The organism is Shinella sp. 838, from assembly GCF_029623935.1.
Taxonomy (GTDB): Bacteria; Pseudomonadota; Alphaproteobacteria; order Rhizobiales; family Rhizobiaceae; genus Shinella.
Window position 1 is genome coordinate 207,183 of sequence record NZ_JARSBQ010000001.1, and the last position, 17,948, is coordinate 225,130.

The window sequence follows — 17,948 nt, forward strand, 5'->3', positions numbered from 1 at the left end:
ACCACCGTTGAAAATCGTGTTGGTGCGGTGGGGTCTTGCCCCTCATCCGCCTGCCGGCACCTTCTGCCCGCGAGCGGGGAGAAGGGATTCTGCCGTGCCCTCTCTGTCCCCTCTCCCCGCTTGCGGGGAGAGGGTTAGGGTGAGGGGCAGCGCCCTTGCCTTACTTCGCAGCCTCGACGGCGGCCTTCAGTTCCGTGACGGCTTCTTCCGATGACAGTTCGCCGTTGAACTGGCGGGTCACGACGTCGTAGATGGCGTTCTTGACCGAGGCCGGGTTGGCGTGGCCGTGCGCCATGGAGCCGAACAGCGAGCCGTTGGTGTTGGCTTCCGCAAGGTCCTTGATCGCCTTCTTGCCGCAATCGTCGAAGGCTTCGTCGGAAACGTCCGTGCGGGCCGGGGCAGAGCCCTTGACCACGTTGAAGGCCGACTGGAAGACCGGGCTTTCGATGGCCGAGGCCATGGTCAACTGGGCCGGAACCTTGTCGTCGGCGACCTTGAACATCGCGAACTGGTCGGAGTTGAAGGTGACCGAACCCTGGGTGCCCGGGAAGCGCATGCAGACGAAGTCCGTGCCCGGCTTCTTGCCGGCCTTGATGAATTCGCCCTTCGCCCAGTCGCCCATGAACTGCACGCCGGCCTTGCCTTCGATGACCATGGCCGAAGCGAGGTTCCAGTCACGACCTGAGAAGTTGTCGTCCACATAGGAGCGCAGCTTCGTCATGCGGTCGAAGGCTTCCTTCATCTGGGCGCCGCCCAGCGTTTCCGGATCGAGGTCGATGAAGGCCTTCTTGTAGAAATCGTTGCCGAAGGAGAGCACGACGGCGTCGAAGATCGTCGCGTCCTGCCACGGCTGGCCGCCATGGGCGACCGGCGTGATGCCCTGTTCCTTGAACTTGTCGAGCAGGGAGACGAGTTCATCCCAGTTCGTCGGCTCCTTGCCGCCGGCCTTGTCGAGCGCCGCCTTGTTAACCCACACCCAGTTGGTGGAGTGCACGTTGACGGGAGCAGCGATCCAGTGGCCGTCATACTTGGAGAACTGCTGCAGGGCGGTCGGGATCACCTTGTCCCAGCCTTCCTTGGCGGCGATCTCGTCCAGGTTACCGAGCGCGCCTTCCTTGGCCCAATCGAGAATGTCGAAGCCGAGCATCTGCACCGCGGTCGGCGCGTTGCCGGCCGTGACGCGGGCGCGCAGGACCGTCATGGCTTCCGTGCCGCCGCCGCCGGCGACCGGCATGTCGGTCCAGGAAATACCCTTGGATTCGAGATCCTTCTTCAAGACGTCGAGCGCGGCGGCTTCACCGCCCGAGGTCCACCAGTGCAGGACTTCCACGCCTTCGGCGGCCTTGGCGGACATGCCGCCCATCGTCATCATCACCGCGGCGATCGCGGTGGTTGTCAGAAACTTGCGCATCGTATTCCTCCCGTTTGCAAGTTTGAAGGGCGAGAGCCTCCTCCCGCCGATAGTTCATCTGCGGCTCAAAGCGCCGCTCCAATTTAAAACGTTGTAAATTTGCAGAGTCAAGCGTGCGGCGTGCGTCCCCGGATATGCTTCTACAAATGCAGTAAATTGCGGCAACTCAGGTAGTTTCCGCAGTTCTAAGGACGTTGTGCGGCGCACTGAAATCGTTTTAAATTCTGTGCAGCGCAAGATTGCCGAAGGCGAGGTGCGTGGATATGGTGCCGCATATCGCCTGCCGCTATCTGAAGAACCGCACCCGTGTCCCGCATCGAAAAGCCCGCCGACAGTGATCCCGCCCGCTCCGCGCTTCGAACCGGCAAGCCGACGCTGAAGACGATTGCGGAAATGACGGGCCTTGCGGTCACCACGGTCTCCCGTGCACTTGGCAACGCGCCGCAGATTTCCGAGACGACGCGCCGTCGCGTGCATGAGGTCGCAGCCGAAATCGGCTATCTGCCGGACCGTGCTGCCCAGCGCCTCAAGACCGGCCGCACCAATGTCGTGTCCGTTCTGCTCGATCCACACGAGGAGATCCTGGGCTTTGGCACGTCCATCATGCACGGTCTGGCGCGCGCCCTCCAGGGAACGCCCTACCACCTCATCGTCACGCCGAATTTCCTCGACGGCAGCAATGTCGAAGCGGTCAACTACATCATCCGCAACGGTATGGCCGATGGGCTGATCTTCTCGCGCACGGAACCCTTCGATCCGCGTGTGCGGCTGCTTTTGGAAAACGGCTTTCCCTTCGTCACACATGGCCGTACGGAGTTCTCCACGCCGCACGCCTTCGTCGATTACGACAACTTCGCCTTCGCCTATGCTGCCACCAGGCGGCTGATCGCCAAGGGCCGGCGCAAGGTGACGATCGTCCTGCCACCCCGGCGCCTCACCTTCTACCAGCATATGCTGCACGGTTTCATGACCGCTGTGCGAGAGGCCGGCGTTGCCTACGAGATCCCCGACGCGCTCGATCTCGACAGTCCCGCCGACATGATTCGCGACTATGTGCGCCGCCGCAGCACCGAGCCCGATCCACCGGATGGTTTCGCCTGTCCCGGCGAAGTCTCGGCGCTCGCCACGATCACCGGAATGAGCGACCGCGGCCTCTCGCTTGGCGGTGAATACGATATTGTCGCCAAGCAGACCTCGCGGCTGCTCAGCCAGATCCAGCCGAAGGTCGAGACGCTCTACGAAGACCTGACTTCGGCGGGAGAGGCGATGGGCCGACTGCTGCTGAAGCGGATCGGCGGTGAGCCGATCGAGGACCTCACCATCCTGCAGAGCCCGCAATTCAGCTTCCCGACGCCCTGAGCGGGCGGCAGCGCCGGTCCCTGCCGTGGTTGTCGGGAGAGCGTTGCTCATCGCGGCATCCACCAGCCGGTGCGTGCGCCGATATGCATGTTGAGTGTCTTGGTCTCCGTATAATCCTCCACCGCATGGCGACCAAGTTCACGGCCGAGGCCGGACTGGCGGTAGCCGCCGAAGGGCAGTTCGGACACGCCGTCCATGAAGGTGTTCATCCAGACCGTGCCGGCGCGAACCTTGCGGCCGATGGTGAGGCACGTGTCGAAATCGCGGCTCCAGACGCCGGCGGACAGGCCGTAGTCAATGGCGTTGGCGATGCGGATCGCCTCTTCCGTCGTCTCGAAGGTCAGAACCGAAAGCACCGGACCGAACACTTCTTCGCGGGCGACGGCCATATCAGGCTGAACGCCCGAGAGAATGGTCGGGGCCATGAACTGACCGAGGCCGAGATCCAGCGCCGCGCCGCCGAGCGCGACCGAAGCACCGGCCTTCGCCGCGCCATCGACATAGGCGCCGATTTTTTCGAGATGCTGCGGCGTGATGATCGCGCCGACCTGCGTTGCGGGGTCGAGTGGATCGCCGACTTTCACTTTCTTCGCCAGTTCCGCGATGCGGGCCGTGACATCGGCCGCGATCGATTTGTGCAGGATCAGCCGTGAGCCGGCATTGCAGCATTCGCCGGCGTTGAAATAGGCGCCGAAGACGGCGGCGTCGATGAAGGCGTCGAGATCGGCATCCGGGAAGACGATCTGCGGGTTCTTTCCGCCGAGTTCGAGCGATACCTTCTTCAAGGTCTGGGCGGCATTGGTCATGGTCAGGCGTCCGACACCGGTTGAACCGGTAAAGGAGATCATGTCGACGTCGGGATGCGTCGTCATCGGTGCGCCGACCTCCGGCCCGGTGCCGGTGACGATGTTGACAACACCTGCGGGCACGCCGGCCTCGATCAGGATCTCTCCGAGGACAAGCGTCGATCCCGAGGTGAGTTCGGACGGCTTGACCACCGTCGTGCAGCCCGCGGCGAGCGCGAATGGTAATTTCTGGCTTACGATCAGGAAGGGGAAGTTCCACGGCGTGATGATCGACACGACGCCGATCGCCTCGCGCAGAACGACGCCAAGCGTGCCGTCGCCAAGCGTGTTGTAGCTTTCGCCGTGCAGGTCGCGGGCGAGCGCTGCGGCGTAGCGCCAGATATCGACGGCACCGCCGAGTTCACCCTTCGCCTGGCTGATCGGCTTGCCGCTTTCGATGCAGTCGAGGAAGGCCAGTTCCTCCGCCCGGGCGGCAATGAGGTCGGCGGCCTTGAGGAGGATGTTCGAGCGTTCGGCGCCGGTCATGGACGGCCATGGCCCGTCGTCGAAGGCCTTGCGTGCGGCGGCGATGGCGCGTTCGGCATCGGCCTTGCTGCCGGCCGGGTAGCGGCTGACCACGATGCCATGGCCCGGCGCGATGCGTTCGATCGGATCGCCGGCGCCCTCCGTCCAGATGCCGTCGATCAGCATGCGGAAATCGCGCGCCTTGAAGTTTTCGAGCGCCTTGGGTTTCACATGCGTGGTCATTACCATTCTCCCTTGAAATCGGCGGGGCGTTTGCCCGTGAAGGCGGCGACACCTTCCTTCAGGTCCCCGGTCTTGGCGACGAGGATCGAGCCGAGGGCCTCCACCGCCGCACCATTGTCCTCGCCGTTCGCCACCGCGATCATCAGCTTCGACACCTCCGTTGCCGCCGGCCCGCGCGCTGCGATGCGCGCTGCGTAGGCCTTTGCGGCTTCGACGGCCGTGCCTGTCTCGACGACCTGGTCGATGATGCCGGCAATCTGGGCCTCTACCGCTGTCAGTACCTCGCCGCCGAGCAGCATCCGGCGCACCGCCTGTGCGCCAAAGCGCTTCACCAGCCGCTGCGTGCCGGACCAGCCGGGCACCATGCCGAGGCCGGCTTCCGGCAGGCCGATCTTCACCTGGGTTTCCGCGATGCGGATATCGGCTGCGGCCGCCAGTTCCAGCCCGCCGCCAAGCGCATGGCCGTTAACGGCAGCAATCAGCGGCATGCGCAAAGTCGCCAGCCGCTCGAAGACACGATGGCCGAAGCGTACCCACGCATGACCGAACGTGTTCGCCTCCATGCCGGCCCAGGCCCGGATATCGCCGCCGGCCGAAAAGGCCTTGCCCTCGCCGGTGAGAATGGCGACGCGCACCGCGGCATTTTCCTCGATGGTGTCGCAGGCGGCCGAAAGCTCCTTCAACATGTCGATGTCGAAGGCGTTGAGCTTTTCCGGACGTGCGGCGGTAATCGTCGCGACGGGGCCTTCGATGGAGATGCGGATGCGCTGTTCAGCCATGGGTGGCCCCCACCAGCTTGCGCGGCGCCTTTTCGGGCAGCGTGAGGCCGGTCGGCGCATCGGTGAAGAGCTTTGCGTCCATCACCTTGAGATCGGGTGAAACGATCAGCGCGAACTCCGACTGGTCGAGGATATGTGTCCTGAGGTCGACGCCGGGTGCGATCTCGGTGAGCACGATACCCTCCGGCGTCAGCTTCATGACGCAGCGCTCGGTGACATAGGTGATGTCCTGCCCCTGCGCCACGCCGCGCGGGCCGGAGAAGGTGACATGCTCGACGGCATTGACCAGTTTCTTCAGCTTGCCTTCTTTCTCGATCACCAGCTTGCCGCCTTCGATCGCAAGCTTCGCGCCGGCATTGAACATGCCGGAGAAGACGATCTTCTTTGCCCGCGCCGTGATGTCGACGAAGCCGCCGGCCCCTGCCGTTACATGCGGGCGGAAGGAGAGTTTCGAAACGTTCACCGAGCCGTCCTTGCCGATTTCCAGGAAGGAGAGCAGCGAGGCATCGAAGCCGGCGCCCTGGAAATAGGTGAACTGGTAGGGCGAAGGCATGAAGGCGTCGGCGTTCGAGGCGCAGCCGAAGGCGAAATCGAGCAGCGGCACGCCGCCGACCGCGCCCTGTTCGATCACCCAGGTGACGGCACCGTGCAGGCCCTCTTCGAGCAGGATGCGCGGTACGTTGGCGGAGATGCCGAAGCCGAGATTGACGGCGCTGCCGGCTTCCAGCTCCTCGGCGACCCGGCGGGCAATGACCTTCTGGATGTTGAATTCCGGCACGCGAAATGTGTCGAGCGGGCGGAAGATCTCGCCGGAAATGGCGGGGTCGTACAGCGTCTGCGTCGTCTGCTTCTGTTCCGGGTCGACCACGATATAGTCGACCAGCACGCCGGGCACGCGCACGTCGTGCGGCTTCAGGGAGCCGTCCTTGGTGATGCGCTTGACCTGCGCGATGACGATGCCGCCATTGTTGCGGGCGGCGAGCGCCTGGTCGAGCCCGCCGAGGTAGGCGCCCTCGTGTTCATAGGTGAGGTTGCCGCGCTCGTCGGCGGTGGTGGCGCGGATGATCGCCACGTGAGGCGCGATCGCCTTGAAGTAGAGCCATTCCTCGCCGGCGAAGGTAATCTTCTCCACCACCGGTTCGTTTGCGGCGGAGGCGTTCATCGCGCAGCCTTCGCGGCTTGGGTCGACAAAAGTTTCAAGGCCGACCTTGGTGATGACGCCGGGGCGCTTTGCGGCGGCCTCGCGGTGCATGTCGAAGAGGATACCGGAGGGGATGTTGTAGGCGGCCACCTCATCCTTTCCGATCATCTGCCAGATCAGCGGCGGTTCGGAAGACGAGGGTCCGGACGGATACGAGCCGCCGATGATCTTCTTCAGCAGGCCCTTTTTCGCGATGTGGTCGACACCCTTGATGCCGCTCATGTCGCCGGCGGCGATGGGGTGCAGCGTCGTCAGGCTCTTCGGATGGCCCGTTTCGTCGAAACGTTCGCCGATCGCCTTCAGCATCAGGTCCGGGCAGCCGAGGCCGGAGGAGGAGGAGACGGAAACGATGGCGCCGTCGGGGATCAGGCCTGCCGCCTCGCGCGGGGTGATATGCTTGCTCATGGGGCTCACAGTCCCGGCTCGATGCGAACCACATGGCCCGTGCGCGCCGCTTCGACGACGGCAAGGCCTGTCGCCAGCGACCAGATACCGTCCTCGCCGGTGGCCGATGGCGTTCCCTTGCCGGCAATGGCGGCGTGGAAGGCGGCAAGGGTGGTCTCATAGAGATTGCGGTGGTCGAGCGGCAGATCGTGCTCGCCATCTGCACTGCGCAGCGTCACCGTGCCGGTGGGGCGCTGCGTCATGACGTTGCGGCCGATCAGCGAGCCTTCCGTGCCATGGACTTCTAGGCCGGTTTCCGCGAATTTCGTGGTGAAGCCGTCGTGGAACTGCGCGATCGTGCCGGAGCGGAAGCGCAGCACGCCCATCACCGCATCCTCCAGTCCTGCCTTGCCCATGCCGCCAGCCTGCGAGAAGGCGACGGCTTCCGCCGGATCGTCGTCGAGCACGAAACGCAGGGTATCGGCGTCGTGCACGGTGATGTCGAGGATGACGCCGCCGCCGGCCTCCGGCTTGTCGAGCCGCCAGCCCTGCAGGTGCGGCGGGAGGTAAACGGCGTGGAAGACGCGGGCTGACAGCGGCTTGCCGATGCGCCCGGCCTTGATGGCATCGCGCATCGCCCGGTGCGTCGCAGCATTGCGCAGGTGGTGGTTCGTCGCGAGCACCACGCCGGACGCCTTGGCTGCCGCGATCATGGCGCGGGCGTCGTCGAGCGAGAGGGCAAGCGGCTTTTCGCACAGGATGTGCTTGCCCGCCTTCGCTGCGGCGAGGGCCTGGTCGCGGTGCAGTTCGTTCGTCGTCGAGATGTAGACGGCGTCGATCTCCGGATCGTCAAGCAGATCGGCGAGCGTCGTGACCGACTTTGCGATGCGCTGTTCGTCCGCATAGGTGCGGCCTCGCTCGGCGCTCGTGCTCATCACGGATACGACATCGCCGCCCGTCGCGCGGATCGCGCCGATCACCCATTCCTTCGCGATCGTGCTGGCGCCGATCAAACCCCACCGTGTCATGCGGAAATCCTCCTCGTCCTGTCCGTCTGGCCGGCGCCGCAGCTCTGGCGCACGACGAGGCGCACGGAGCTGACGATGGTCTCGGGTTCCACCCGGCCGGCATTGATCTGTTTCAGCAAGAGTTGCGCGGCGCGCCGGCCCATGCCCTGGGGGTCGACGGACACCGTCGTCAGCGCCGGCACGGCGGTCTGGGCCTCGATCACGTCGTCGAAGCCGACGACGGCGAAGTCGCGGCCGGGCTCCTTGCCGGCGGCACGCAGGCCGTCGCAGACGCCGAAGGCGGCCGCGTCGTTGAAGCACAGCGCGGCGGTCGGCGCTTCGGGCAGCAGCAGCGCGCGTTCGATGGCGGCGACGCCGCCGGCGCGCGAGGCCGCCGTGCTGATGACGAGCCGGTCCGGCGCTGCAAGTCCTGCTTCGGCAAGGGCATCCCGCCAGCCTTCGACGCGCTCGGCGAAGACCGTCGTGTTGGCGATGCCACCGAGGAAGGCGATGTGGGTGTGGCCGAGCGAGACGAGGTGCCGGACGGCATCCTTTGCGCCGGCATAATTGTCGGAGAACAGCGTCGAGACCTTGGCGCCGATGACGTTGCGCACCACGGCGACGACCGGGATGCCGCTGGCGGCGAGCGGTTTCAGATCGGCCGCCTCCGTGCCGCGGGCCGGCGACAGGATGAGGCCGGCAATGCCGTGTTCGCGCATCGAGGCGATAACCTCGCGCTGGCGGTCGACGCTCTCAGCCGAATTCGACAGGAACTGCACGTAGCCGGCCGATTGCATGACCATGTCCATGCCGACAGCAAGCTCGGCGAAGAAGGAATTGGTGAGGTCGTTGACGATGATGCCGATGATCCGCGAGGAGGCGGACTGGCGCAGGTTCGCCGCGCCGCGATTGTAGACGTAACCGAGGTCGCGAATGACGGCGTTCACCTTGGCGCGGGTCACCTCGTTCACCAGGGGGCTTGCCTGCAGGACGAGCGAGACGGTCGACTTCGACACGCCGGCGGCGCGTGCAATATCGACGACGGTCACCCGGCTCTTGTTCACGGTCTTCCTCCCTGCGCGGCGATCGTTTTCGCTGTTTGTTGGCGCAACATAATTGGATCGTTCCAAATTTGTCAAGTGCGTTCGCGTAGGCTCTGCGGTGACAGTGCTTGGATGTCTTCTGGATTGTTCGCATTCTTATCAGATCGCGCCGATATTGCGGTTTCAGACTGATTTTCGATATTTTTCGGTTGTTTTTGGCGTTGCCGAGAGAGAAGTCAAAGGGCCTGATCCTCAAATTCATCCGAATCTGCTCGACTGCGGCGACCGGCCGTTCAAAAAATCCATCTTGAAATTTGGAACGATCTAAATTATTGCCGTGAAAAACCTCGGGAGGATTTCATGCCGATCAGCCTTACCCTGCCGCTGCCGGATGGCGGCCTTTCCCGCTACGATCTTGTCGGGACGCCGCTTCCGCGCTCCTCCGTTGTGCCGACCTTCAGCCGCATCGCCTATGCGGCGGCCCATGTGGTTTCCGATCCGCGCCGCGATGTGCGGCCCTGGGAGGCGCCGGCCATCGACTGGGAGCGTACGATGGCGTTCCGGCATCACCTCTGGTCGCTCGGCTTCAGGATCGCCGAGGCGATGGACACGGCGCAGCGCGGCATGGGGCTCGACTGGGCCGGCGCGCAGGAGCTGATCCGCCGCTCGCTCGCCGAGGCGAAGACCGTGCCGGGTGCCGATCTTGCCTGCGGTGCGGGCACGGATCACCTCAACCCCGCCGATGCCCGTTCGCTGGACGACGTGATTCGGGCCTATGAGGAGCAGGTCGGTTTCGTGGAAAAACACGGCGGCCGTGCCATTATGATGGCGAGCCGGGCACTCGCCCGCCTGGCGGCCTCACCGGACGATTACCGCAGGGTCTACGGCCATATTCTCGGCCAGGCGAAGGACAAGGTCGTGCTGCACTGGCTGGGCGACATGTTCGACCCGCAGCTTGCCGGTTACTGGGGTTCCGGGACTTTCGAGCCGGCGCTGGAAACGGTTCTGTCGATCATCGCCGAGAACCGCGACAAGGTCGAGGGCATCAAGATTTCGCTGCTCGACAATGCCTGTGAGGTGGCGCTGCGCAACCGGCTGCCCGAGGGTGTGATCTGCTTCACGGGCGACGACTTCAATTACGCCGAACTGATCGAGGGGGACGGGCAGAGGTACAGCCACGCCCTGCTTGGCATCTTCGATGCGGTGGCGCCGCAGGCTTCCAAGGCGCTTGCTGCGCTTGCGGCTGGCGATGTTGCCACCTTTCGCGCCGTCATCGCGCCGACGGTCCCGCTTTCGCGCAAGATCTTCGAGGCGCCGACACCGTACTACAAGGCGGGCGTCGTCTTCCTCGCCTGGCTGAACGGTCACCAGGACCATTTCACCATGCCTGATGGCATGCAGTCGGCCCGGGGCCTTTTGCATTATGCCGAGGTCTTCCGCCTGGCCGACCGGGCCAACGTGCTCGACAGGCCGGACCTCGCCGCCGCACGCATGAAAAACCTGATGTCCGTGCTTGGCGTCGGGCAAGATTAGCTGTGGATGACCGGCCTTGCGGCCGGTTCTCGCCGTCGTCAGGCGCTAAGCTCCGCTTTCTCGAAAAGTTTGGCGGGAGCGGGCGATGGCAGCGGGTGAAGTAAAGGTGGGGGAAAGCTGGAAGGCGCCTTTGGCGGCGGAGTTCTCCAGCCCCTATATGGCCGATCTCAGGGCCTTCCTGCTGGAGCAGAAAGAGGCAGGACGGCGCATCTTCCCGAAGGGGTCGGAGTACTTCCGGGCCCTTGACCTGACACCGCTTGCAGATGTGCGCGTCGTTATCTTGGGCCAGGACCCCTACCACGGCGAGGGGCAGGCGCACGGGCTCTGCTTTTCCGTGCAGCCAGGCGTGCGCACCCCGCCGTCGCTGGTCAACATCTACAAGGAAATGCAGGAGGACCTCGGTATCCCGCCGGCCCGCCACGGATTTCTGGAGCATTGGGCCAAGCAGGGCGTCCTGCTCTTGAACAGCGTGCTGACCGTGGAGATGGGCCGTGCGGCCTCGCACCAGGGGCGTGGCTGGGAACGGTTCACCGATGCGGTCATCCGCGCCGTCAACGAGCAGGAAAAGCCTGTTGTCTTCATCCTCTGGGGCTCCTATGCCCAGAAGAAGGCGGCTTTCGTCGACCGGGATCGTCACCTCGTCCTGCGGTCCGCCCATCCTTCGCCGCTGTCTGCCCATAACGGCTTTCTCGGCTCGCGGCCGTTCTCCAAGGCGAATGCCTTTCTTGAGCAGCACGGACGCCAGCCGATCGACTGGCAGTTGCCGGCGGCGGCGCAATAGCCAGACACAAGCAGGGCTGGTAGGCTTGCCGCATGGCGTCCACCAGCTCCGTCATCGACTGGCTTCTTGCTTCGGATCCCGCGATCCGCTGGCAGGTGGTGCGCGATCTTCTCGACGTGCCGGAGGCGGAATGGCGGGCCGAGCGTGCGCGGGTGGAGACCGAAGGTTGGGGTGCAAGACTTCTCTCCCACCAGGATGAGGACGGGCAATGGGCCGGCGGCGCCTTCCTGCCGGCGAACTACACCGAAGAGAAATGGCGTGAATTCGGCCAGGCCTGGACCGCCACCTGCTTCTCGCTCCAGCAACTCTACGATTTCGGCCTCGATCCATCGAGTGAACGGGCACGGCGAACGGTCGACCTCATCGGACGCAATTCACGCTGGGATCGTGATGGACAGCCCTATTGGGAAGGCGAGGTGGAGGAGTGCATCAACGGGCGAACGGTGATCACGGGTGCCTACTTCGGCATCGACGTCTCGCCGATTGTCGCGCGTCTTCTCGGCGAGCGGCAGCCGGACGGCGGCTGGAACTGCGAGCGCTGCAACGGCTCGCACCGCTCTTCCTTCCATTCTACGATCAATGTGCTGGAAGGTCTTCTGGAATACGAAACCGCCGTAGGCGCAACGCCGGGAACGCGTGCTGCGCGCTCGGCCGGTGAAGAATATCTCTTGAAACGGGGCCTCTTTCGCCGTCTGGTCAGCGGCGTGCCGGCCGATATGCGCTATCTGGCCTTCCTCCACCCGTACCGCTGGCGCTACGATCTTCTGCGCGGGCTCGACTATTTTCGCGCGGCTTCCCTGGTGGACGGCACACCCCCGGATTCCAGGCTTGGCGAGGCCATCGATCATCTTCGCTCCCGGCAGTCGGAAGACGGTACCTGGCCGCTCGACTGGCAGCTGAAAGGGCCGGTATGGTTCGAGATGGAAGAGGTGGGAAAGCCCTCGCGCTGGATCACGCTGAGGGCGTTGCGCGTGCTGCGCTGGTGGCAGGAACGAGCCGGCGGGCGGTAGTCCCCGGCCGGCTGCTCCGTCCTATCGCACGAGCGTCTCGTCGAGCAGGGCCATCACCTTTTCCGCATCGATGCCGATGCAGGCATGCTGGCTCGGCAGATCGTCCCAGTTGCCGGGCGGGAACGTGCGGGCATCCGGCTTCTGGATCGTCTGACCGTCGGCAATGCCGCCGGCGACGACGCGGATGGCGCCGGGGCGTGTGGTGAAGAGCTCCGGCGCGACGAGGTAGATGCAGGCGCAGCTGTCATGCACCACCATGCCCTCGTCCTTCACGTGCTGGCCGTAGAAGTCGATGTAGAACTGCGAGATGTCGGAGAGCAACTTCAGGTGCGTGCCGTTCCTCTCGGTGAGTTCGGCAAGGCGCCTGCGGGTCATCACGGTCTTCATCGTCACGTCGAGGCCGACGACCACGACCTTCCACGGTGCCGCCATCACCGCGTCGGCGGCTTCCGGATCGCCGTGGATGTTGGCTTCCGCCGCCGGTGTGATGTTGCCGGGAACGTCGAAGGCGCCGCCCATGATGATGACCTGCTTGACGAGGCCTGCGATACCGGGGTCTTCCTTCAGCGCATAGGCAAGGTTCGACATGCGGCCGACGGCGATGAGCGTCACTTCGCCGGGATTGGCCCGCACCGTCTCGATGATGAAGCGGTGCGCCGGGCGCGGGTCGAGTGGCAGGTCGATCGTGTCGGGCACGTCGATGTTGCCGAGCCCGTCATGACCATGGATCATCACCGGCCAGTCGATCGGGTTGCGCATCGGGTTGTAGGTCTTGCCGTCGCCGCGGGCGACGGGGGCCGCAATGCCCCATTCGCGCTTCAGGAACAGCGCGTTGCGTGTCGTGGTCTCGATGGCGGCATTGCCGAAGACAGTGGTGATGCCGATGAGGTCGATCCCGGGATGATTGTGCAGGAACAGCAGCGCCATCGCGTCGTCGACGCCGGGGTCCGTATCGAAAATAACCTTGTGCATGGTGTATCTCTTTCTTGTTGTTCTTATGGGGCTTCTTGTGATCGCGCGCCTACTGGAAGCGGGCGATGGAGAAGGGGGCAAGTGCGCTTTCGCCTTCGCCCGCGAGCAGGCGCGCCACATGGCGGCCCGTCGTTGCGGAAAGCGTGAGGCCGAGATGACCATGGCCGAAGGCGAAGGCGATGCGTGGATCGCCCGGGTGCAGGCTGATGACGGGTACTGAATCCGGAGTGGAAGGGCGGCGCCCCATCCATTCGGTGCCGCCTTCCTCCTGAAGATCAGGGACATAGCGGCGCATCTTCCGGCGCATGGCGGCGGCGCGCTTGTAGTTTGCGGGTGCGTCCGGCGAGGCAAGCTCCACGGCACCGCCGATGCGCAGCGCATTTTCGAAAGGCGTCGCCACGAAGCCGTGCTCGGAGAAGAAGACCGGCATTTCGAGTGCCGTCGACGGGTTCATGAACGTGGTATTGTAGCCGCGTTCGGTCTCGAGCAACACTTTCAGCCCGAGATCGGCGACGAAGCGGCGCGACCAGACGCCCGCGGTAATGGCAAGGCGATCGAAGGTGAAGGTCCGGCCGCCTTCGGTCGTCACGGAGATGCCGCTCTCCGTGCGGGCGACCCGCGACACGGTGGCGTCGATCAGCGCCGCCCGTTCGCGCAGCAGCGCCTGCAGCCGTCGCAGGAAGGTTAGCGGATATTCGAAGGTCTTGTATCCATCGTTGAAGGTGGCGCCGGCGAAGGGGCCGGAAAGTGCCGGCACGCGGCGACGGGCTTCCGCCACATCCAGCGTCTCGACGTTGCAGCCGAGCAGCCTGGCATTCTCTATCTCGTGTGCAAACGCCTTGTCACGTGCTGCCACGCTGTCGAAGACCGTCAGCGCACCCGTGTCGCGCATATGGCCGGAGATACCGGCCATCGCGCCGAGGCGGGCATGATCGGCTTCCGCCGACTTCATCAGGTGGAGCAGCGCCATGCGGCTTTCCGCAGCCTTGCCGGCGCGCGCGGAGAGAAGGAAACGGATCAGCCAGGGGGTGAGCGCCGGCAGGTCCTGCCAGCGCAGGGCCAAAGGCCCCAGCGGATCGAGCAGCCATTTCGGCACCGAGAGCAGCATGTCGAGCCGGGCGAGCGGATCGATTTCCGGCACGGCCAGGATGCCCGCATTTCCGACGGACGCCGGCAGGCCGCCGGCATCGCGCTCGAGAATGGTGACGCTGTGGCCCTGTTCCAAGAGATTGAGCGCTGTGGCGCAGCCCATGAGGCCGCCGCCGACGATACCGATATGCGCCATGCCGTCCCGTTGCGTGTTGTTTTCGTTCGTTGCGCCGCCGCCCGCGAAGCAGGAACGGCGGATTGCGGCGGACGATAGACGGAAAGCGCACGGCTGTCGACTGAGCCGCAAACCGTGGCCGTTCAGGCCTGTTTTCCGGCCTCCTGTGCCGGTTTCCGGCTCTGGAGCACCTGCCACAGGAAGGCGAGTATGAAGAGAATGGTCATCAGCAGCACGATGGTCGGGGCCGGGGCGCTGTCGATGAGGAAGCTCAGCCAGATCCCGAAGAAGGTGGCACCAAGGGCGACGGCGACGGCGACCATGAGCATGCTCGGAAAGCGCCGTGTGACGAGGGTGGCGATGGCGCCCGGCGCGACCAGCATGGCGATGGCGAGGATGATGCCGACCGCCTTCAGCGCACCGACGACGACGAGGGACAGAACGGCGAGCAGACCGTAATGCAGCAGTTTCACCGGCAGGCCGATGGCCGAGGCGTGCTGTCTGTCGAAGGCATGCACCAGGAGGTCCTTGCGGAAGAGAAGGATGAAGGCCGTCGCGGCCGCTGCGATCGCCGCCGTTTCCACGAGATCGGACGTGGCGATGCCGAGCATGTCACCGAAGAGGATGTGGTCGAGATGGATATCCGGCTGGATCTTCACATAGAGAACAAGGCCGAGTGCGAACATGCCGGAAAAGACGATGCCGAGGATGGTGTCCTCCTTCACCCGGCTGTTGTCCTTGAGATAGCCGGCCGAAAGGGCGCAGAACAGGCCCGCGACGAAAGCACCTGTCGCGAAGGGCAGGCCCACGACATAGGCGATGACGACGCCCGGCAGCACGGCATGCGAGACCGCATCGCCCATCAGCGACCAGCCCTTCAGTACGAGATAGCAGGAGAGCAGCGCCATCGGCACCGCGATCATCAGTGTCACCAGAAAGGCGTTCTGCATGAAGGCGAGCTGGAAGGGCATGATTGCGAGTTCGAGGGTCTCGTTCATGGCTGCTTGGCCCCCAGGGTTTCAAGCGCGCGGCGGCTCCTGCGGCGCGCGGCAAGAAGGCCGTGTTTCGGTGCGAAGAGGAAGGCGGCAAGGAAGATCGCCGTCTGCAGCACGACGATGATACCGCCCGTCGCACCGTCGAGAAAATAGGAGATATAGGCGCCGACAAAGCTGGTGCCGGCGCCCAGCGCGGCGGCGATCGTGATCAGCCGCTGGAAACGGTCTGTCAGCAGATAGGCGGTCGCGCCCGGCGTCACCACCATGGCGATGACCAGAAAGGCGCCGACCGTCTGCATGGCTGCGACCGTCGAGGCGCTGAGCAGCGTGAAGAACAGGATCTTCAGGCCCGTCGGATTGAGGCCGATCGAGCGGGCATGGCTTTCGTCGAAGAAGGTGACCATCAGGTCCTTCCACTTCAAGAGCAGGATGACGAGCGTAACGACGCCGATGATGGCGAGCTGGATCGTATCCTCCGGGCTGACGGCGAGGATATTGCCGAGCACGATGGTCTGGATGTTCACCGGGGTCGGTGCGAGCGAGACCATGAAGAGGCCGAGGCCGAAGAACGAGGAGAAGATCATGCCGATGATGGCGTCTTCCTTCAATCGCGTCTTGCGGTTGAGGAAGAGCATTGCGGCGGCGGCAAGCCCACCGGAAAGAAAGGCGCCGGCTGCAAAGGGCAAGCCCAGCATGTAGGCACCGGCAACGCCGGGCACGATGGAATGGGAGAGCGCGTCGCCGATCAGCGACCAGCCCTTCAGCATGAGATAGGCGGAAAGGAAGCCGCAGATGCAGCCGACCAGTGCACTCACCCACATGGCATTCACCATGTAGCCGTAGCCGAAAGGCTCGAGGAGCATGTCGATCACGGCGTCTTCTCCGTGTCGCGCTCGCCGTAGATGACGAAGGGGCGTTCGTCGTCGGTGATGACCTTGACGGAGCGCTTGTCCTCGTCGTCGTGCAGGTCGTGGCCCCCGAGGATGAAGTGGCGCAGCACGCCGCCGAAGGCGCGCTCGAGATTGGCTTCGGTAAAGGTCTCGGCCGTCGGGCCGGAGGCGATGACGGTGCCTTTCACGAAGACGGTGCGGTCGCAGAAATCGGGAACACTGCCGAGATTGTGTGTGGAGACCAGCATGACGCGGCCTTCGTCGCGCAGCTTGCCGAGCAGTTCGACGATCTGCTCTTCGGTTCTCACATCGACGCCGGTGAAGGGTTCGTCGAGGAGGATCACCTGGCCTTCCTGTGCGAGCGCGCGGGCGAGGAAGACGCGTTTTCTCTGTCCGCCCGAGAGCTCGCCGATCTGGCGCTTGCGGAAGGCGGTCATGTTCACGCGGGCAAGGGCCTCGTCGACCATCTCGTGGTCGCGTTTCGTCGGGATGCGCAGCCAGTTCATGTGGCCGTAGCGGCCCATCATCACGACGTCCTCGACGAGCACGGGAAAAGTCCAGTCGACCTCTTCCGCCTGCGGCACATAGGCGACGAGGTTCTTCTTCAGCGCCTCCTTCACCGAGAGGCCGAGGATCGTCACCCTGCCGGCGGCGACCGGCACGAAGCCCATGATCGCCTTGAAGAGCGTGGACTTGCCGGCGCCGTTGACGCCGACAAGGGCGGTGATCGTACCCTTCGGCACGGAGAAGCTGGCATGTGTAAGCGCCGTATGGCCGTTGCGGTAGGTGACCGTCACGTCCTCGGCGCGAATGCCGTCCACCTTCTTCGGCCTGCCGCCCATCATCATTGTGACAGACCCTTCACGATGGTCTCCGATGTGACGCGCAGGAGATCGAGATAGGTCGGCACGGGGCCATCCACCTCGCTCAGCGAGTCGACATAGAGCACGCCGCCATAGGCTGCGCCCGTTTCGGCGGCGACCTGTTTTGCCGGGTCGGCGGAAACGGTGCTTTCGGAGAAGACGACATGGATGTTGTGTTCGCGCACCGCGTCGATCACCGCCTTCACCTGCTTGGGCGTGCCCTGCTGGTCGGCGTTGATCGGCCAGAGGAAGAGTTCCTTCAGGCCGAAATCGCGGGTGAGATAGCTGAAGGCGCCTTCGCTGGTGACGAGCCAGCGCTTTTCTTCCGGCAATGCGTCGATCTTCGCCTTCATCTCCGCGCCGAGTGCCGTGATCTTCGCACTATAGGCCTTGGCATTGACATCGTAGGTCGCGGCATTGGCGGGATCGAGCGCGACCAGTGCCTTGCGGATGTTCTCGACATAGACGAGCGCATTGGCCGGCGACATCCAGGCATGCGGGTTCGGCTTGCCCTCATAGGGGCCCTGCACGATGCTCATCGGCTCGATGCCGTCGCTGACGGTAACGTTCGGCACGTCGCCGAGATTGGCGAGGAATTTCTGGAACCAGAGTTCGAGGTTCAGCCCGTTCCACAAAACCAGCTTGGCGTCCTGTGCCTTCAGGATGTCGCGCGGGGTCGGCTGGTAGTTGTGGATCTCGGCGCCGGGCTTGGTGATGGATTCGACCACGGCGGCATCGCCCGCCACATTCGCTGCGATGTCGGCGATGATGGTGAAGGTCGTGACGACCTTCGGTTTTTCCTGGGCGAAGGCGGGGGAAAAAGCAGGGGCCGCACCAAGGAGCGGCAGGCTGAGAAGAAGGGCATGAAATGAACGGCGGAGCATCGGTTCTCCTGATGTGCTT

At 64.4% G+C, this 17,948-nt stretch carries 16 protein-coding genes; 4 read left to right on the forward strand and 12 right to left on the reverse strand.

Annotation, left to right across the window (positions count from 1 at the left end; translation table 11 throughout):
* Positions 1-160 precede the first annotated feature (160 nt).
* Positions 161-1,411, reverse strand: a complete 1,251-nt coding sequence (locus P9A16_RS00975; RefSeq protein WP_024270916.1) for an ABC transporter substrate-binding protein — start codon at positions 1,409-1,411, stop codon at positions 161-163.
* Between the two features lie 306 nt (positions 1,412-1,717).
* Between P9A16_RS00975 and P9A16_RS00980 the strand changes: the two genes are divergently transcribed.
* The gene (locus tag P9A16_RS00980) at positions 1,718-2,770 is read left to right on the forward strand and encodes a LacI family transcriptional regulator (protein ID WP_023516645.1); all 1,053 of its coding nucleotides are present in this window, start codon (positions 1,718-1,720) and stop codon (positions 2,768-2,770) included.
* A gap of 47 nt (positions 2,771-2,817) precedes the next feature.
* Here P9A16_RS00980 and P9A16_RS00985 read toward each other — a convergent pair whose 3' ends face one another.
* The 5 genes from P9A16_RS00985 to P9A16_RS01005 are packed head-to-tail and all read right to left on the reverse strand — an operon-like array spanning position 2,818 to position 8,758.
* The gene (locus P9A16_RS00985; RefSeq protein ID WP_023516644.1) at positions 2,818-4,323 is read right to left on the reverse strand and encodes an aldehyde dehydrogenase family protein; all 1,506 of its coding nucleotides are present in this window, start codon (positions 4,321-4,323) and stop codon (positions 2,818-2,820) included.
* Positions 4,323-5,102, reverse strand: coding sequence for an enoyl-CoA hydratase/isomerase family protein (locus P9A16_RS00990; RefSeq protein ID WP_023516643.1), 780 nt, complete (start codon positions 5,100-5,102; stop codon positions 4,323-4,325). Before P9A16_RS00990 ends, P9A16_RS00985 begins: the two co-directional genes overlap by 1 nt.
* The gene (locus tag P9A16_RS00995) at positions 5,095-6,708 is read right to left on the reverse strand and encodes an acyl CoA:acetate/3-ketoacid CoA transferase (RefSeq protein WP_023516642.1); all 1,614 of its coding nucleotides are present in this window, start codon (positions 6,706-6,708) and stop codon (positions 5,095-5,097) included. Before P9A16_RS00995 ends, P9A16_RS00990 begins: the two co-directional genes overlap by 8 nt.
* A 5-nt stretch (positions 6,709-6,713) precedes the next feature.
* Positions 6,714-7,715: a Gfo/Idh/MocA family protein gene (locus tag P9A16_RS01000; RefSeq protein WP_023516641.1), complete on the reverse strand. Its 1,002-nt coding sequence runs from the start codon at positions 7,713-7,715 to the stop codon at positions 6,714-6,716.
* Positions 7,712-8,758, reverse strand: coding sequence for a LacI family DNA-binding transcriptional regulator (locus P9A16_RS01005; protein WP_024270915.1), 1,047 nt, complete (start codon positions 8,756-8,758; stop codon positions 7,712-7,714). Before P9A16_RS01005 ends, P9A16_RS01000 begins: the two co-directional genes overlap by 4 nt.
* 339 nt (positions 8,759-9,097) lie before the next feature.
* On the opposite strand from P9A16_RS01005, the gene P9A16_RS01010 reads away from it, so the two are divergent.
* The 3 genes from P9A16_RS01010 (at position 9,098) to P9A16_RS01020 (ending at position 12,061) form a co-directional block, all read left to right on the forward strand.
* Positions 9,098-10,270, forward strand: coding sequence for a dihydrodipicolinate synthase family protein (locus P9A16_RS01010; RefSeq protein ID WP_023514781.1), 1,173 nt, complete (start codon positions 9,098-9,100; stop codon positions 10,268-10,270).
* Between the two features lie 85 nt (positions 10,271-10,355).
* Positions 10,356-11,051, forward strand: coding sequence for a uracil-DNA glycosylase (gene ung, locus P9A16_RS01015; protein ID WP_023514780.1), 696 nt, complete (start codon positions 10,356-10,358; stop codon positions 11,049-11,051).
* A gap of 32 nt (positions 11,052-11,083) precedes the next feature.
* Positions 11,084-12,061: a hypothetical protein gene (locus P9A16_RS01020; RefSeq protein ID WP_023514779.1), complete on the forward strand. Its 978-nt coding sequence runs from the start codon at positions 11,084-11,086 to the stop codon at positions 12,059-12,061.
* Positions 12,062-12,082: 21 nt separating this feature from the next.
* Here the strand turns inward: P9A16_RS01020 and P9A16_RS01025 are convergent, their stop codons facing one another.
* The 6 genes from P9A16_RS01025 to P9A16_RS01050 form a co-directional block, all read right to left on the reverse strand.
* Positions 12,083-13,033, reverse strand: a complete 951-nt coding sequence (locus P9A16_RS01025) for a nucleoside hydrolase (protein ID WP_023514778.1) — start codon at positions 13,031-13,033, stop codon at positions 12,083-12,085.
* A gap of 49 nt (positions 13,034-13,082) precedes the next feature.
* Positions 13,083-14,318 carry an NAD(P)/FAD-dependent oxidoreductase gene (locus tag P9A16_RS01030; protein WP_023514777.1) on the reverse strand — a complete coding sequence of 412 codons (1,236 nt, stop codon included), beginning with the start codon at positions 14,316-14,318 and terminating at the stop codon, positions 13,083-13,085.
* A 122-nt stretch (positions 14,319-14,440) separates the two neighbouring features.
* A complete protein-coding gene (locus P9A16_RS01035) occupies positions 14,441-15,295 on the reverse strand; it encodes a metal ABC transporter permease (protein ID WP_023514776.1) in 855 nt (284 codons plus the stop codon).
* Positions 15,292-16,164 carry a metal ABC transporter permease gene (locus tag P9A16_RS01040; RefSeq protein ID WP_024270914.1) on the reverse strand — a complete coding sequence of 291 codons (873 nt, stop codon included), beginning with the start codon at positions 16,162-16,164 and terminating at the stop codon, positions 15,292-15,294. Before P9A16_RS01040 ends, P9A16_RS01035 begins: the two co-directional genes overlap by 4 nt.
* On the reverse strand, positions 16,161-17,030 hold the full coding sequence (locus P9A16_RS01045; RefSeq protein ID WP_023517469.1) for a manganese/iron ABC transporter ATP-binding protein: 870 nt from the start codon (positions 17,028-17,030) through the stop codon (positions 16,161-16,163). The genes P9A16_RS01040 and P9A16_RS01045 overlap by 4 nt, the downstream gene beginning before the upstream one ends.
* Positions 17,027-17,929 (reverse strand): metal ABC transporter substrate-binding protein, encoded by a 903-nt coding sequence (locus P9A16_RS01050; protein ID WP_023517470.1) that lies wholly within the window; start codon positions 17,927-17,929, stop codon positions 17,027-17,029. The genes P9A16_RS01045 and P9A16_RS01050 overlap by 4 nt, the downstream gene beginning before the upstream one ends.
* Positions 17,930-17,948 lie beyond the last annotated feature (19 nt).

Bases quoted from the DNA above. Each gene is read 5' to 3' on its own strand.
- P9A16_RS00975 (WP_024270916.1), bottom strand. From the start codon at position 1,411: ATGCGCAAGTTTCTGACAACCACCGCGATCGCCGCGGTGATGATGACG.
- P9A16_RS00985 (WP_023516644.1), bottom strand. From the start codon at position 4,323: ATGACCACGCATGTGAAACCCAAGGCGCTCGAAAACTTCAAGGCGCGC.
- P9A16_RS00990 (WP_023516643.1), bottom strand. From the start codon at position 5,102: ATGGCTGAACAGCGCATCCGCATCTCCATCGAAGGCCCCGTCGCGACG.
- P9A16_RS00995 (WP_023516642.1), bottom strand. From the start codon at position 6,708: ATGAGCAAGCATATCACCCCGCGCGAGGCGGCAGGCCTGATCCCCGAC.
- P9A16_RS01000 (WP_023516641.1), bottom strand. From the start codon at position 7,715: ATGACACGGTGGGGTTTGATCGGCGCCAGCACGATCGCGAAGGAATGG.
- P9A16_RS01010 (WP_023514781.1), top strand. From the start codon at position 9,098: ATGCCGATCAGCCTTACCCTGCCGCTGCCGGATGGCGGCCTTTCCCGC.
- ung (WP_023514780.1), top strand. From the start codon at position 10,356: ATGGCAGCGGGTGAAGTAAAGGTGGGGGAAAGCTGGAAGGCGCCTTTG.
- P9A16_RS01020 (WP_023514779.1), top strand. From the start codon at position 11,084: ATGGCGTCCACCAGCTCCGTCATCGACTGGCTTCTTGCTTCGGATCCC.
- P9A16_RS01025 (WP_023514778.1), bottom strand. From the start codon at position 13,033: ATGCACAAGGTTATTTTCGATACGGACCCCGGCGTCGACGACGCGATG.
- P9A16_RS01030 (WP_023514777.1), bottom strand. From the start codon at position 14,318: ATGGCGCATATCGGTATCGTCGGCGGCGGCCTCATGGGCTGCGCCACA.
- P9A16_RS01035 (WP_023514776.1), bottom strand. From the start codon at position 15,295: ATGAACGAGACCCTCGAACTCGCAATCATGCCCTTCCAGCTCGCCTTC.
- P9A16_RS01045 (WP_023517469.1), bottom strand. From the start codon at position 17,030: ATGATGATGGGCGGCAGGCCGAAGAAGGTGGACGGCATTCGCGCCGAG.
- P9A16_RS01050 (WP_023517470.1), bottom strand. From the start codon at position 17,929: ATGCTCCGCCGTTCATTTCATGCCCTTCTTCTCAGCCTGCCGCTCCTT.